A 14775-nucleotide genomic window follows, 5' to 3' on the forward strand; every position below is an offset into this window, starting at 1 on the left:
TACTTTTTGTCCTTAAAGCTTATTGTTTGCTAAAATAAAGGTAAGATAAGAAGAGAGCGAAATGGAGGAACATGAATGACACAAAAACTAGTATTAATTGACGGGAATAGTATTGCCTACCGTGCATTTTTTGCTTTGCCGCTTTTAAACAATGATAAAGGAATACATACAAATGCCATATACGGCTTTACTACAATGCTGACACGTATTTTAGAGGAAGAGAAGCCAACGCATTTACTGGTGGCTTTTGATGCAGGGAAAACAACGTTTCGTCACAAAACATTTACAGAGTATAAAGGAGGCAGACAAAAGACGCCTCCTGAACTTTCAGAGCAGTTTCCCTTTATTCGTGAGTTATTAGATGCATATGGAATTAAGCGCTATGAACTGCCTGAGTACGAAGCAGATGATATTATCGGTACACTTTCAAAACAAGCAGAACAAAAAGGAATGGCCGTGAAAGTCATTTCCGGTGATAAAGATTTACTTCAGCTTGTGTCAGAGCATGTAACCGTAGATATTACGAGAAAAGGAATTACGGATGTGGATTCCTATACGCCTGCAGCCATTGATGAAAAATATGGAATCACGGCTGCGCAAATCATTGATATGAAGGGTCTTATGGGAGACAGCTCAGATAATATCCCAGGTGTGCCTGGAGTTGGAGAAAAAACAGCCTTAAAGCTATTAAAAGAGTTTGAAACCGTTGAAAATGTATTGCAATCTATCGATCAAGTCAGCGGTAAAAAATTAAAAGAAAAGCTGGAAGATAATCGTGAATCAGCCATCATGAGTAAAAAGCTTGCAACTATTTATTGCGAAGCGCCTCTTGAAGTATCTGTAGAAGATGCGAAATATGACGGGTTTGAATCTTCAAAGGTCATCTCTTTATTTAAAGAGCTTGGGTTTAATTCTCTGCTTGCTAAATTTGGTGAATCAGCAGAAGAGGAAGCAGATTTTGAAGAACTGACGTTTGAAATAGTGCAGGAAGTTCACGATGATATGTTAACAAGCGAAGCAGCTCTGATCGTAGAAGGTTATGAAGAAAACTATCATCACAATCAGCTGCTCGGTTTTGGAATCAGCAACAAAAACGGCCACTATTTTATTGATAAAGACACAGCTCTTTCATCTTCCAAGTTTACAGCATGGCTAGAAGATGAAGATGTAAAAAAGACGGTATTTAATGGAAAACGTACGATTGTATCGTTAAAATGGGCGGGGCATGAAATTAAAGGAATTGAACATGATGTAATGATTGCTTCTTACATCTTAAATCCCGCTGAAGCAAATGATGACCTAGCGACAATTGCAAAATTAAAAGGATATCATCAAGTGCAATCAGATGAAGCTGTGTATGGAAAAGGAGCTAAGCGAAGCATTGCGGAAGCTGCTCAGCTAGCTGAGCATGTTATAAGAAAAGCCGCCGCCGTAGCTTATTTAAAAGAAGTGTTGGAAAAAGAATTGGTTGAAAATGAACAGTTTGAGCTGTTTGAAAAGCTTGAAATGCCTCTTGCCATTGTCCTTGCCGATATGGAATATCAAGGGGTGAAAATTGATCGGGCGCGTTTGGATGAAATGGGCGAAGATCTTCGAGAACAGCTTGAAAAAATTGAAGCGAAAATCTACGAATACGCTGGACAAGAATTCAATATTAATTCACCAAAGCAGCTAGGAGTTGTTCTTTTTGAAAAAATGCAGCTTCCAGTCATAAAGAAAACAAAAACAGGCTATTCCACATCAGCTGATGTATTAGAGCAATTAGCTAGCGCCCATGATATTATCCCAGAGATTTTACAATACCGTCAGCTAGGAAAATTACAGTCTACGTATATCGAAGGGTTAAAAAAGGTTATTCATGAAAGCGATGGAAAAGTTCATACCCGCTTTAATCAAACGTTAACTCAAACGGGAAGGTTAAGCTCAGTAGATCCTAACTTGCAAAACATCCCGATTCGTCTTGAAGAAGGTAAAAAAATAAGAGGTGCGTTCGTGCCTTCACAGCCTGATTGGTTAATATTTGCGGCGGATTATTCACAAATTGAGCTGCGCGTACTGGCTCATATTGCAAATGATGAAAAGCTAATTGATGCGTTTAAGCATGACTTAGATATTCATACGAAAACAGCGATGGATGTGTTCCACGTCGAAAGAGAAGAAGTAACGTCGAATATGCGCCGTCAGGCTAAAGCAGTTAATTTTGGAATCGTCTATGGCATCAGTGATTACGGTTTATCGCAAAGTTTAGGAATTACAAGAAAAGCAGCGGCTACTTTTATTGAACGCTATTTAAAAAGCTTCCCGGGTGTACAGGAGTATATGGATACGATTGTGCGCGATGCAAAAGAAAAGGGATACGTAACAACGCTCTTGCACCGCCGCCGTTACTTGCCTGAAATCACGAGCCGAAACTTTAACCTCCGCAGCTTCGCTGAGCGTACAGCTATGAATACGCCTATTCAAGGGACAGCAGCTGACATTATTAAAAAAGCAATGATTGAAATGGATAAGCGCTTAAAAGATGAAAATCTTCAGGCTAAGCTGCTGCTTCAAGTACACGATGAGCTGATTTTTGAAGCCCCAGAAGAAGAAATTAAAATTTTAGAGAAAATCGTACCAGAAGTAATGGAGCATGCTTTAGAGCTAGAAGTTCCGTTGAAAGTAGATTATTCTTACGGAAAGACTTGGTACGAAGCAAAGTAGTGGAAAAAGGATGTGACAAACGTGCCAGAATTACCAGAAGTTGAGACCGTCAGACGTACGTTGATTGAATTAGCCAGTGGTAAGACCATTGAGCGTGTAACCGTTAAATGGCCTAATATTATCAAACGTCCTGAGCAAGTTGAGCAGTTTTGTGACGCGCTTGTTGGACAAACCATTCGAGATGTTGAACGCAGAGGTAAGTTTTTGAAAATTGTACTCGATGATTATACGATGGTTTCTCATCTGCGTATGGAAGGAAAATATGCTCTCCATGAAAATGCAGACGAACCAGATAAGCATGTACACGTCTTTTTTCACTTCACCGACGGAACAGAATTACGATACCGGGATGTAAGGAAATTTGGTACCATGCACTTATTTAAAAAGGGAGAGGAAGATCTGTTTCCTCCTCTTATTGGCCTTGGACCTGAACCGTTTGACGAAACATTTAATCCAAGTCAGTTAAAAATGCGAATCGGCAAAACCTCTCGAAAAATCAAGCCGGTTTTACTCGATCAAAATGTCGTGGTTGGGCTAGGGAATATTTATGTAGATGAAGCACTATTTCGCGCAGGGATTCACCCTGAACGAGTGGCCAGCCAATTAACAGACGAAGAGTATGAAAAATTGTACGAAGAAATTGTAGCGACCCTTCAAGAAGCGGTGAAACAAGGGGGAAGCACAATTCGCACGTATGTAAACACACAGGGGCAAATAGGCATGTTTCAGCAGCAGCTTTACGTGTACGGAAGAAAAGGCGAATCCTGTAAAATTTGCGGTACCCCAATTGAAAAATTTGTTGTAGGCGGTAGAGGAACACATATCTGCCCAAATTGTCAGCCGGCTAAAAAATAACAATGGATGGGCTCCTTTCATATACTACGTATAGACAGAAAGGAAAGGAGTCCTCTCATCATGATAACATTTTCTTTACTTATTCTTGCTTTTGCCGTAAGTCTTGACAGCTTTAGCGTTGGCCTGACATACGGACTTCGAAAGGTGAAAATCCCGCTGAAATCCATTTTTATTATTTCATGTTGCTCAGCATTTTCTTTAATGTTTTCTATGTTTTTAGGAAAGGTACTTACGCATCTATTTTCAGTGGATGTACTAAATAAAGTAGGCGGAGGTATTCTTGTTCTACTTGGAATGTGGATTTTATACCAGTTTTTTTGTCCGGCAGATTCATCTCGAGTGAAAGAAGAAAAAACATTAGTGAAAATTGAAATTAAGTCAATTGGCTTAGTCATTAACGTATTGAAAAAACCAACGGCAGCAGATTTAGATAATTCAGGTTCCATCACTGGGATTGAAGCATTTATACTTGGAATTGCATTATCTCTTGATGCATTTGGAGCAGGGTTTGGAGCAGCTTTATTAGGTTATTCGCCGTATGCTTTAGCAATTGCTGTAGCTCTTATGAGTTCACTTTTTTTAAGTGCGGGCATACAGTTTGGCAAAGTTTTTTCACGTTTATCATGGATGAAAATGTTTTCCTTTTTACCGGGAGTTCTGCTTATTATTTTAGGTATTTTTAGATTTTAAATAAAGCGATAAAGGAGAGGCCAATGTCAATTGTAATTGGATTAACGGGCGGAATTGCTAGTGGAAAAAGTACGGTAACCGGAATGCTGAGAGATATTAATATTCCAGTAATCGATGCTGACCACATTGCAAAAGAAGTCGTCGAACCAGGAAAAGAAGCATATAACCAAATCGTAGAGACGTTCGGTCGTGCCATTCTTCACGAAAATGCGGAGATCAATCGAGCTGCTTTAGGGGGAATTGTGTTTTCTCAAGAGGAAGAACGTAAAAAGTTGAATGCAATTGTACACCCTGCGGTAAGAAAAGAAATGCTTTCTCAAAAGGAAAGGTATATCGAGGAAGGATACGATGCTGTGGTATTAGATATTCCGCTGCTGTTTGAAAGTGATTTGACGCATTTAGTCGATAAAGTAGTGGTTGTATATGTCGATGAGCCTGTGCAGCTAGAAAGGTTAAAATCTCGTAATGATCTCTCGACGAAAGATGCCTATGCACGTATCCACGCACAGCTGCCTTTGATTCAAAAAGTAGCCTTAGCCGATGCGGTGATCAATAACAACGGACCTGTAGAGGAAACAAAACAACAGCTTTTAAGTATATTAGCCCTATGGCTAGATTAAAGAGGCTGAGATAAACGTATGTTAGCTGAAGGGAAATCCGAACGAGCTTGATTCTTGAGGTAGAATCAAGCTCGTTCGGATTTTTTTATTGAGAATATTTACGAGCTTCTAAAAAAGAATGTGTTAAATATCTGTTCTCGCTATATACATATAGTAAAACTTAATTAAAATAATTTATTAAAAAAAATTAATATTATTCACTTTTTAAATATTTATGTTATACTATTAAATATAAAAAGTTAAATAGTATAACACATATAGAGAGGGGTATAGCCATGAAAGCACGTATTGCCATTAATGGTTTTGGGAGAATAGGAAGAATGGTTTTTCGCACAGCGATTATAGAGGAGAATTTAGATATTATTGCTATAAATGCATCTTATCCAGCAGAAACATTAGCACATTTAATCAAATATGACTCTATACACGGACCATTTAATGGAGATGTTAAATGTGATGATGATGCGCTAATTGTTAACGGTAAAAGAATCCAGCTATTAAATTCACGCGATCCGCTGAATTTGCCTTGGAAAGAGCTTGGGATTGATTTAGTTGTTGAAGCAACAGGGAAATTTAATTCAAGAGAAAAAGCGCAGTTACATATTGAAGCAGGTGCTAAAAAAGTTGTCTTAACGGCACCGGGTAAACAAGAAGATATTACTATTGTGATGGGCGTAAACGAACGAGAGTTTGATGTGAATCAGCATAACATTATCTCTAATGCCTCTTGTACGACAAATTGTCTAGCTCCAGTTGTCAAGGTGTTAGACGAAGCGTTCACAATTGAAAACGGTTTAATGACGACCGTTCACGCATATACAAATGATCAAAAGAATATTGATAACCCGCATAAAGACTTGCGAAGAGCCCGTGCGTGTGCTCAATCAATTATTCCTACAACAACTGGAGCAGCCAAGGCGCTTTCATTAGTTCTTCCTCATTTAAAAGGAAAGCTTCATGGAATGGCGCTGCGCGTTCCTACGCCGAACGTATCGCTTGTCGATTTAGTTGTGGATGTAAGGAAACCTGTGACGATGGAAGATGTTAATCTAGCGTTCATTAAAGCTGCTGAAGGACCATTAAAGAATATTTTAAATTTAACAATGGAACCACTCGTATCAATTGACTTTAATACAAATCCTCATTCAGCGATTGTAGATGGACTATCGACTATCGTAATGGAAGATCATAAAATTAAAGTGTTAGCTTGGTACGATAACGAGTGGGGCTACTCTCAGCGCGTAGTCGATTTGGTAAGATATATTGCTGCAGAAATGCGTAATGGATCAAAGATAAGAGTAAGCTAAGAAAGCTATAGATTGCTTTTTAAAAAAACAGGGAGCTATCGCCCTGTTTTTTTTGTTTTTATTCAAAAGAATAGGGAAAAGCAATAAGATAATCATGCAAAGGAGTGTTTCTTTTCCTCAATTTTAATAAAAAAATGAATAGTCGTTTAGCAGCTTTTACACACTGTCTCACGAGAATACAGGGGTAATTTGTATAGGTCTATCTGCGGGAACAATCTTTAATAAAATCAAAACACGTATTGCAAAATAAATGTAAACAAAGTATACTATGTTTCGTGAACTTCTTGTGTACCTTTCGGTGATGTGGCTACTTAAAGGGTTAGGACCTCTTTGGACTAACTTTCCCCCGTGGTAGTTAACATGCTATATGGCGAAAGAACTTCATGTTTAACGATTAAAAATTGTTAAAGGGGGAAATATCATTATGGAAACAATGGGTCGTCATGTCATCTCAGAATTATGGGGATGCGATTTCGATAAGTTAAATGATATTGATTATATTGAAAAAACGTTTGTTGATGCAGCTTTAAAATCTGGTGCGGAAGTTCGCGAAGTAGCGTTCCATAAATTTGCACCTCAAGGTGTAAGTGGCGTTGTTATTATTTCAGAATCACATTTAACGATTCACAGCTTCCCAGAGCATGGTTATGCAAGTATCGATGTTTATACTTGTGGTCATTTAGATCCTACAATCGCAGCAGATTATATTGCAGATGCTCTAAGTGCACAGACACGTGAAACAATTGAATTACCACGTGGAATGGGTCCTGTTCAGGTAAAACAAACTAAAGCGAATGCACTTTAATAGTGTCGATTGATTACGTAAGTTAAGAGGTGTATTACACACCTCTTTTTAGTATATAAATTTTTAATATGCAAAAACAAAGGGGATAACAACATGGGGGTAGTACAAGTAGTTAAATCTTTATTTTCTAATCATGTAGAAACAAGCGATCGTCATTCAGATCCGACTCTAAAAACGCATTATTACAAAACAACGGCTGGGAATGCATTTAGGCAAGTTCATGAAATGTTGAAGCATATGCAAGGGATAGAGATACTTGCTGCGTATGAAGAGCGAGGAGAAATTAGCTTAAACGTTGTAAAAGGAAGAAAAGCTTTTGTTGTGATTACCATTATTAGCGTACGTCCTCTTGAAACCGCTATCGATTTTTCTGCTACAACAGAGTCAAAAGTGGTGCCAGTTGATTTTGGTTTTAGCAAAGAACTTGTACGTACGCTTTATAAGAGCTTTGATCAAAAACTTATTCCTCTTTCTTCGTAAGTTCCTTATCATTTTTGAATTTCAGGAAATAAAATGGGGAAATTCCTTTTCCTTTACTTGTATTCAAGCCTTGTTTTCTATAAGATGGAATAAAGTAAATCCTTTAATATAGCATCGTGTTTGATAAAGGAAATGATGATGACAATCATAATAAATGGCGAATAGCCGGCTAACATAGATGAAAATTAACTTATATGAGAGAAAATAAAAAGAAAAACAAGGTTTATTATTGGAGCTGAGAATATGAAGTGCCCATCCTGTCATTACAATGGAACGAGAGTGCTGGACTCGCGCCCTGTAGAAGAAGGCCGCTCTATTCGTAGAAGACGTGAATGCGAAGAGTGTCACTATCGTTTTACAACTTTTGAGAAAGTAGAAGAACTTCCGTTAATTGTTGTAAAAAAAGATGGAGCGAGAGAAGAGTTCAGCAAAGACAAAATCCTTCGAGGGTTAATTAAGGCGTGTGAAAAACGCCAAGTAAGCTTAAAACAACTGGAAGATACCGTACACGATATTGAAACAGAGCTGCGCAGTCAGGGTACATCAGAGGTGCAGTCAGATGTGGTAGGAGAAATGGTGATGGAGCGATTAGCTGCTATCGATGAAGTCTCTTATGTTCGATTTGCTTCGGTATACCGACAATTTAAAGACATCAATGTATTTATTGATGAATTAAAAGATTTAATTAAGAAGGAACGACTGTAAAAGAGCTATTGAAGTATTCTTTAGGCTCTTTTTTTGTCATTTCTATTACTTTAAAAGTAGGTAGGGAACGACATGAAAGAACAACATTGGAAAGAAATGATACCGGTCGATCGTTATGTTGTTCGTTCGAGCGGCATACTGCAGGAATACGACCGAAAGATTTTAACAATGCTCTATCAGCCGTTGGTGGGTACGACGTGTTTTGGTTTGTATATGACGCTATGGAGCGAGCTGGAACAAGATCGTTTATGGGGAAAAGAGTCTACGCATCATCACCTAATGTCAATGATGCAAATTAATTTGAAAGCTATTTACCATGAGCGGTTAAAATTAGAAGGTATTGGTTTGTTAAAAACATATATTAAGGAAGAAGATGATGTTCGTGTGTTCATTTATGAGCTCATTCCTCCTCTTACGCCCCATCAGTTCTTTAACGATGGCGTGTTAAATGTATATTTATATAACCGACTAGGAAAATCCATCTTTCAAAAAATAAAAAATTATTTTTCGGATTCACTCGTGGATGATCAATCGTTCAAAGATGTGACGCATTCATTTAACGATGTATTTAAATCAGTTAAAGCAACGGAGCTGGCTCCAAGTTTTCAGTCTGAAAGCAAGGATGTATTTTCTCCTGATGCTCAAACGGACTTTATAGATTCTTCAAACCGTGCTTCTATTGAGATGAGCCCGGATTCCTTCGATTTTGATTTATTTTTAGCAGGCCTAACAGATTCAATGATTTCGAAAAGGTCAATTACATCTAAAGTAAAACAAGCGATTGAAAAGTTAGCTTTTTTATACGGCATTGATCCTCTTCAAATGAAAAATGTAGTGCTCGATTCGCTAAATGAGAATGATCAAGTTGATATTGAATTGCTTAGAAAAGCAGCACAGTCCTTTTACCAATTTGAAAATGGAGAAGCACTTCCCAATCTAAGCGAACAAATTCAGCCTCCTATGCTTCGTACCATGCAGGAAAAGCAGCCTCAGACTAAGGAAGAGCAGCTCATTCAACAGCTAGAAGTCACCTCTCCTCGACAGCTATTGATCGAGTTTTCAGGGGGGGCAGAGCCATCAAAAGCAGATTTGCAAATGATTGAAGAAGTGATGTTTAATCAAAAGCTTTCACCAGGGGTAGTAAATGTTCTGATTTACTATGTTATGCTAAGATCCGATATGAAATTATCTAAGAGCTATGTAGAGAAAATTGCTGGACACTGGGCGCGCAAAAAGGTACAAACTGTTCAAGATGCCATGAATTTAGCTAAAAATGAACAGAAAGAATATCAGAACTGGACTGAGGCAAAGCAAAATAAAAAAACGGCCGGACGAAAAATTGTGCGTAAAGAAATGGTGCCAGAGTGGTTGAGCGATGAAGAAAAAGAAGAGAAAAAGCAGCCTTCAAAAGAAGCGGATGAATTTGAAGAAGAAAAACGAAAGCTACAAGAAGAGCTCAAGCAGTTAGATCAAGAGCTAAAACAAAAGCATAAAGAATAAAAAGCAGGTATGATAGAGATGAGGTGAAAAAGATGAAGCCTATCAATGATTCACTAAATCAGTTAGTGAACAAAAAGGATTTTAAAGCACGTTTAGAAGCATTAAGAAACAGTATTCTGTCTAATCCCGAAGTTAAAACGTTTCTGCAAGAGCATCGCCATGAGTTAGATGAGCAAATGGTCGACCGAGGCTTGATGAAGATGCATGAATTCATCGACCAGAGCAAATGCTGTGACAAATGCCCTTCTCTGCAAAGCTGTGTCAATATGGTGAAGGGGTATCACCCTCAGCTGGTTGTAAAAGGCCGTAATATTGATTTACAGTATGAACGCTGTCCTAGAAAAGTACAAGAAGATGAGCGAAAAGAACAAGAATCTTTTATTCAGTGTATGTACGTGCCCAAAGAAATTTTACAGGCAACGATGTCTGATATTGAAATTGAGCAGGGAAGATTTGAAGCCATTAAATTAGTAAGAGATTTTGTGCGAGAATATGAGCCAAATAAGAAAATGAAAGCTTTATATTTACACGGTTCGTTTGGTGTGGGGAAGACGTATTTTCTTGGAGCAATTGCCAATGCGTTAGCCGAAAAGAAAGTGAAATCTACGATTCTGTATGTCCCGGAGTTTTTGCGTGAGTTAAAAGGTTCGTTTCAAGATCAAAGCTTCAATGAGAAAATAGAGTATGTCAAAAAAGTACCGGTTCTTATGCTTGATGATCTCGGAGCAGAATCTGTAACGAGCTGGATGCGAGACGATGTGCTCGGAACCATTTTACAATTCCGCATGCTAGAAAATTTGCCGACATTTTTCAGCTCGAATTTAAATTTTAAAGAGCTTCAACATCATTTGACTTATACCCAACGAGGCGAGCAGGAAGAGCTCAAAGCCGCTCGTGTCATGGAACGAATTAAGTCTCTAGCCATTCCCGTTGAAATGAATGGAGAGAATAAACGAAATAGATGAGCAGGTCGTTTTACATTTCTTGTAACGACTTGCTCATTTTTTTGCATGTTGCCCCATATACATTAATAAAGCGTGTCCAAAGGGGGGCTATGAGGAATGAAAATATTCTTTAAATATGTAGAAGACGCAGTCATTGTATATGAGTCTTTATGCGCGAAGCGAAGCGCTTTATCATATGGTTCACAGTGCTTGAAGTTGGTGAATAATCAGCTTTTAGTTATTGATGAGACATACAATCGAGAGGCCATTTTACAAGACATGGTGATACCGGTATTAACGCACGTGATTTTAAAAAAGAAAGAAAAAAAGATGATGGTAAACATATTAAAAGAACAATTTTTCTATTCAGAAGAGGAAGAACAAGATTTGCTGCTTCAAATTATGAGGGGGATTATGGAAGGAGAGAGAGGCGAAATTCCGCAAAAAACATTTTCCCTTCCAAGAGAATTACTTATCCGCCAGGCTCTTCAAGACTTCTTCATTCATAATGTAACGTTCACCTTTGAGTCTTTTCTCCAATTCCGTTTAAAAGAATATCAAGAGCGGCTGCGCTATTATGCTGAGCTGGCGATTGATGAATATAAGCTTGAACAAGACTATCAAATTCTTATTCATCAGCTGCGTCAAGCAGCTAATGAAAGACAGTCATCTACAGGCGATGTGTATGTAATGCATTTGAATAAAAACAAGTTTGTATTGTACGACCAAAGCAGTAGATATGTTCCGGAGCGTGAATGTGCAGCCCTAGCAGAGGCCTTTCTATCTGAACAAGAATCAGTATACATAGACTCAACTATCATCGCGCCTTTGCTGAGTTTATCTCCAGCTGCTATTCATCTGTATAGCGACCAGCATGATCATGATTTTGTTTATACCATTCAAAATATTTTTCAAGAAAAAGTGATGTTATACGAAAAAAATGAATTTCCGTTTGATCAAAAGCAAAATATAACGTGAAAGGTTGATTTCTATTTTGAAAATGAATATAATAAATGCATATTGAAAAACAGCTATATGTCACAAGTTATGATGAGGACATGAGTGTATATTTACGGTTTATAGAGAGGGAGATCTAGGCTGAAAATCTCCTAACACGGAATATATTCTTACCACCTCTAAACTTCAGTAGTAAACGAGCAGCGTCTCTAGTAATTACTGACGGAATTTCCGTTATAAAACCTCGAGCCGCTTCGGGTTATTTGGGTTATCCAAGATACGAAGAGGAAACAAGGGTGGTACCGCGTGTATACACAACTCGTCCCTTTTTATAAGGGACGAGTTTTTTGTTTTTACAAAAAGTTTATTAGTTATGTTAAAGGAGTGGAAAGTTGTGTCAGAAGTAATCAAAATGACATTTCCTGATGGAGCTGTTAAAGAGTATCCAAAAGGATCATCAACAGAAGATATTGCGGCTTCTATTAGCCCGGGATTAAAGAAAAAAGCATTAGCAGGTAAAGTAAACGGCGAGCTGCTGGATTTACGTACGCTAATCGAACAAGATGGCAGTCTTGAAATCATTACGCAAGATGCTCCTGAAGCGCTTGAAATTATGCGCCATAGTACAGCGCATTTAATGGCTCAAGCAATCAAACGTTTATACAAAGATGTAAAAGTACAGCTAGGTGTAGGCCCGGTTATCGAAAATGGGTTTTACTATGACATCGATATGGAAGAATCAATTACTCCTGAAGATTTAGGTAGAATTGAAAAAGAAATGAAAAAAATCGTTAATTCAAATATTGAAATTGAACGAAAAGAAGTTTCTCGTGAAGAAGCCATTCAACTTTTTAAAGAAGTTGGCGATGAACTAAAGCTTGAATTGATTGATGCGATTCCAGCAGGTGAAAAGGTGACGATTTACCAACAAGGCGAATTCTTTGATCTTTGCCGAGGTGTGCACGTGCCGTCAACAGGCAAAATTAAAGAGTTTAAACTATTAAGCGTAGCAGGTGCTTATTGGCGCGGAGACAGCGACAATCAAATGCTGCAGCGTATTTACGGTACAGCATTCTTTACAAAAGCAGATTTAGACGAGCATCTTCGTCTTCTTGAAGAAGCAAAAGAACGTGACCACCGTAAACTTGGTAAAGAGTTAAACTTATTTACAAATTCTCAAAAAGTAGGACAAGGTCTTCCTTTATGGCTTCCAAAAGGTGCGACGATCCGCCGTATTATCGAGCGTTATATCGTAGATAAAGAAGTAAGCCTTGGTTATCAGCACGTTTACACGCCGGTGCTTGGAAGTGTAGAACTTTACAAAACGTCTGGTCACTGGGAGCACTATCAAGATGACATGTTCCCTGCAATGGAAATGGATAACGAAGACCTGGTTCTTCGTCCAATGAACTGTCCTCATCACATGATGGTGTACAAACAAGGTATTCACAGCTATCGTGAGCTTCCAATCCGTATTGCTGAACTTGGAACAATGCACCGCTACGAAATGTCAGGAGCATTATCAGGACTTCAGCGCGTTCGAGGCATGACGTTAAATGATGCACATATCTTTGTACGTCCGGATCAAATCAAAGAAGAATTTATTCGTGTGGTTCGCTTAGTTGAAGCGGTTTATAAAGATTTTGGATTTGAAAATTATTCATTCCGTCTATCTTATCGTGATCCTGAAGATACAGAAAAATACTTCGATGATGATGCAATGTGGGAAAAAGCACAAAGCATGTTAAAAGATGCAATGGATGAGCTTGACCTCGATTATTATGAAGCTGAAGGCGAAGCGGCATTCTACGGTCCAAAACTAGATGTTCAAGTTAAAACAGCTCTTGGTAAAGAAGAGACGCTATCTACGGTTCAATTGGATTTCTTACTTCCTGAACGCTTTGATTTAACGTATGTAGGGGAAGACGGAAAACAGCATCGACCTGTTGTTATTCACCGCGGCGTGGTGTCAACAATGGAACGTTTTGTAGCTTTCTTAATCGAAGAATACAAAGGAGCTTTCCCAACGTGGTTAGCACCTGTACAAGTTCAAGTGATTCCGGTATCACCTACGGTTCACCTTGAGTATGCAAAAGAAGTGCAAGAACAGCTTCAGCTTGCGGGTATTCGTGTGGAACTTGATTCTCGCGATGAGAAAATTGGCTATAAAATCCGTGAGGCTCAAATGCAAAAAATTCCTTACATGCTTGTTGTAGGGGATAAAGAAGTAGAAGATAAAGCAGTAAACGTACGTAAATATGGTGAGCAGAATTCAGAAACAGTGGATTTCCAAGCCTTTTTACAAAATGTAAAAGCAGAAGCATCTCGTTAATGAAAAAAGCAGAGAATTGAAATTCTCTGCTTTTTTATCTAACATTTATAAAAAACTGTTGCATAAATGGTTTTCCTTTGATACAATAACTTTTGTTGTGAAAAAAGAACGAAATCATTGACTTTTGTCTTTGTTGATACTATAATAGCTTAAGTAATTGAATACTTGTTTATACAGAAGAAGAAGCACCCGCTTCTCACCTGAGTGACGCATAAAGCAGTTAGCAGGTACATCGTATCTTAATTAAAACGATAGAAGTGTGGGTGCAGTATGTACTCACACTTTTTTGTGTGAGTTAATAATCGGTCTAAGCAAGCGTATTCGCTCATTAAACCTTGGAGGTGGCTACTTATTAGCAAGGACATGATGGTAAACGAGGGCATTCGAGCTCGCGAAGTTCGTCTAATTGATCAAAATGGTGAACAATTAGGAATTAAATCAAAAAATGAAGCATTAGAAATTGCTTCACGAGTAAATCTTGACTTAGTAATGGTTGCTGCAAATGCGAAACCGCCGGTATGTCGTATTATGGACTACGGTAAATTCCGCTATGAGCAACAACGTAAAGAAAGAGAAGCTCGTAAAAACCAAAAAGTTGTAAACTTAAAAGAAGTTCGTTTAAGTCCAACAATTGATGAACATGATTTTAACACTAAACTTCGTAACGCACGCAAGTTCCTTGAAAAAGGTGACAAAGTGAAAGCGTCTATTCGCTTTAAAGGTCGTGCCATTACTCATAAAGGGATTGGCCAAAAAGTACTTGAACGTTTTTCACAAGCTTGCGAAGATGTAAGTTCAGTTGAATCGGCTCCTAAAATGGAAGGCCGCAGCATGTTCTTAGTCTTGGCACCTAAAAACGAAAAGTAATAGAACGAGG

At 38.2% G+C, this 14775-nt stretch carries 13 protein-coding genes and 2 other annotated features; all 13 genes read left to right on the top strand.

What is annotated here, in order from left to right; translation table 11 throughout:
• The first annotated feature begins 75 nt into the window (after positions 1-75).
• The 13 genes from polA (at position 76) to infC (ending at position 14765) form a co-directional block, all read left to right on the top strand.
• Positions 76-2703: a DNA polymerase I gene (gene polA / locus ACNHOZ_RS00790; protein ID WP_034265607.1), complete on the top strand. Its 2628-nt coding sequence runs from the start codon at positions 76-78 to the stop codon at positions 2701-2703.
• A gap of 21 nt (positions 2704-2724) precedes the next feature.
• The gene (gene mutM / locus ACNHOZ_RS00795) at positions 2725-3558 is read left to right on the top strand and encodes a DNA-formamidopyrimidine glycosylase (protein ID WP_028411775.1); all 834 of its coding nucleotides are present in this window, start codon (positions 2725-2727) and stop codon (positions 3556-3558) included.
• Between the two features lie 60 nt (positions 3559-3618).
• Positions 3619-4248 (top strand): sporulation membrane protein YtaF, encoded by a 630-nt coding sequence (gene ytaF, locus ACNHOZ_RS00800; RefSeq protein ID WP_033579623.1) that lies wholly within the window; start codon positions 3619-3621, stop codon positions 4246-4248.
• Positions 4249-4271: 23 nt separating this feature from the next.
• Positions 4272-4868 (top strand): dephospho-CoA kinase, encoded by a 597-nt coding sequence (gene coaE / locus ACNHOZ_RS00805; protein WP_033579624.1) that lies wholly within the window; start codon positions 4272-4274, stop codon positions 4866-4868.
• 275 nt (positions 4869-5143) lie between these two features.
• On the top strand, positions 5144-6175 hold the full coding sequence (locus ACNHOZ_RS00810) for a glyceraldehyde-3-phosphate dehydrogenase (protein ID WP_013059435.1): 1032 nt from the start codon (positions 5144-5146) through the stop codon (positions 6173-6175).
• Between the two features lie 424 nt (positions 6176-6599).
• The gene (gene speD / locus ACNHOZ_RS00815; protein WP_013059434.1) at positions 6600-6980 is read left to right on the top strand and encodes an adenosylmethionine decarboxylase; all 381 of its coding nucleotides are present in this window, start codon (positions 6600-6602) and stop codon (positions 6978-6980) included.
• Positions 6981-7073: 93 nt separating this feature from the next.
• A complete protein-coding gene (locus tag ACNHOZ_RS00820; protein ID WP_048019695.1) occupies positions 7074-7460 on the top strand; it encodes a hypothetical protein in 387 nt (128 codons plus the stop codon).
• A 243-nt stretch (positions 7461-7703) separates the two neighbouring features.
• On the top strand, positions 7704-8165 hold the full coding sequence (gene nrdR / locus ACNHOZ_RS00825; protein ID WP_013059432.1) for a transcriptional regulator NrdR: 462 nt from the start codon (positions 7704-7706) through the stop codon (positions 8163-8165).
• 72 nt (positions 8166-8237) lie between these two features.
• Positions 8238-9665: a replication initiation and membrane attachment family protein gene (locus ACNHOZ_RS00830; RefSeq protein WP_048019696.1), complete on the top strand. Its 1428-nt coding sequence runs from the start codon at positions 8238-8240 to the stop codon at positions 9663-9665.
• 32 nt (positions 9666-9697) lie between these two features.
• Positions 9698-10630: a primosomal protein DnaI gene (dnaI, locus tag ACNHOZ_RS00835; protein WP_013059430.1), complete on the top strand. Its 933-nt coding sequence runs from the start codon at positions 9698-9700 to the stop codon at positions 10628-10630.
• 96 nt (positions 10631-10726) lie between these two features.
• Positions 10727-11587, top strand: a complete 861-nt coding sequence (ytxC, locus tag ACNHOZ_RS00840) for a sporulation protein YtxC (RefSeq protein WP_048019697.1) — start codon at positions 10727-10729, stop codon at positions 11585-11587.
• 60 nt (positions 11588-11647) lie between these two features.
• Positions 11648-11896 (top strand) — a binding site (T-box leader).
• Positions 11897-11939: 43 nt separating this feature from the next.
• On the top strand, positions 11940-13898 hold the full coding sequence (thrS, locus tag ACNHOZ_RS00845) for a threonine--tRNA ligase (protein ID WP_260508405.1): 1959 nt from the start codon (positions 11940-11942) through the stop codon (positions 13896-13898).
• 171 nt (positions 13899-14069) lie between these two features.
• Positions 14070-14192, top strand: a sequence feature (ribosomal protein L20 leader region).
• Positions 14193-14261: 69 nt separating this feature from the next.
• Positions 14262-14765 (top strand): translation initiation factor IF-3, encoded by a 504-nt coding sequence (infC, locus tag ACNHOZ_RS00850; RefSeq protein ID WP_013059427.1) that lies wholly within the window; start codon positions 14262-14264, stop codon positions 14763-14765.
• Positions 14766-14775 lie beyond the last annotated feature (10 nt).

Source organism: Priestia sp. D51, assembly GCF_053345675.1.

Bases quoted from the DNA above. Each gene is read 5' to 3' on its own strand.
- polA (WP_034265607.1), top strand. From the start codon at position 76: ATGACACAAAAACTAGTATTAATTGACGGGAATAGTATTGCCTACCGT.
- ytaF (WP_033579623.1), top strand. From the start codon at position 3,619: ATGATAACATTTTCTTTACTTATTCTTGCTTTTGCCGTAAGTCTTGAC.
- coaE (WP_033579624.1), top strand. From the start codon at position 4,272: ATGTCAATTGTAATTGGATTAACGGGCGGAATTGCTAGTGGAAAAAGT.
- ACNHOZ_RS00810 (WP_013059435.1), top strand. From the start codon at position 5,144: ATGAAAGCACGTATTGCCATTAATGGTTTTGGGAGAATAGGAAGAATG.
- speD (WP_013059434.1), top strand. From the start codon at position 6,600: ATGGAAACAATGGGTCGTCATGTCATCTCAGAATTATGGGGATGCGAT.
- ACNHOZ_RS00820 (WP_048019695.1), top strand. From the start codon at position 7,074: ATGGGGGTAGTACAAGTAGTTAAATCTTTATTTTCTAATCATGTAGAA.
- nrdR (WP_013059432.1), top strand. From the start codon at position 7,704: ATGAAGTGCCCATCCTGTCATTACAATGGAACGAGAGTGCTGGACTCG.
- ACNHOZ_RS00830 (WP_048019696.1), top strand. From the start codon at position 8,238: ATGAAAGAACAACATTGGAAAGAAATGATACCGGTCGATCGTTATGTT.
- dnaI (WP_013059430.1), top strand. From the start codon at position 9,698: ATGAAGCCTATCAATGATTCACTAAATCAGTTAGTGAACAAAAAGGAT.
- ytxC (WP_048019697.1), top strand. From the start codon at position 10,727: ATGAAAATATTCTTTAAATATGTAGAAGACGCAGTCATTGTATATGAG.
- thrS (WP_260508405.1), top strand. From the start codon at position 11,940: ATGTTAAAGGAGTGGAAAGTTGTGTCAGAAGTAATCAAAATGACATTT.
- infC (WP_013059427.1), top strand. From the start codon at position 14,262: ATGATGGTAAACGAGGGCATTCGAGCTCGCGAAGTTCGTCTAATTGAT.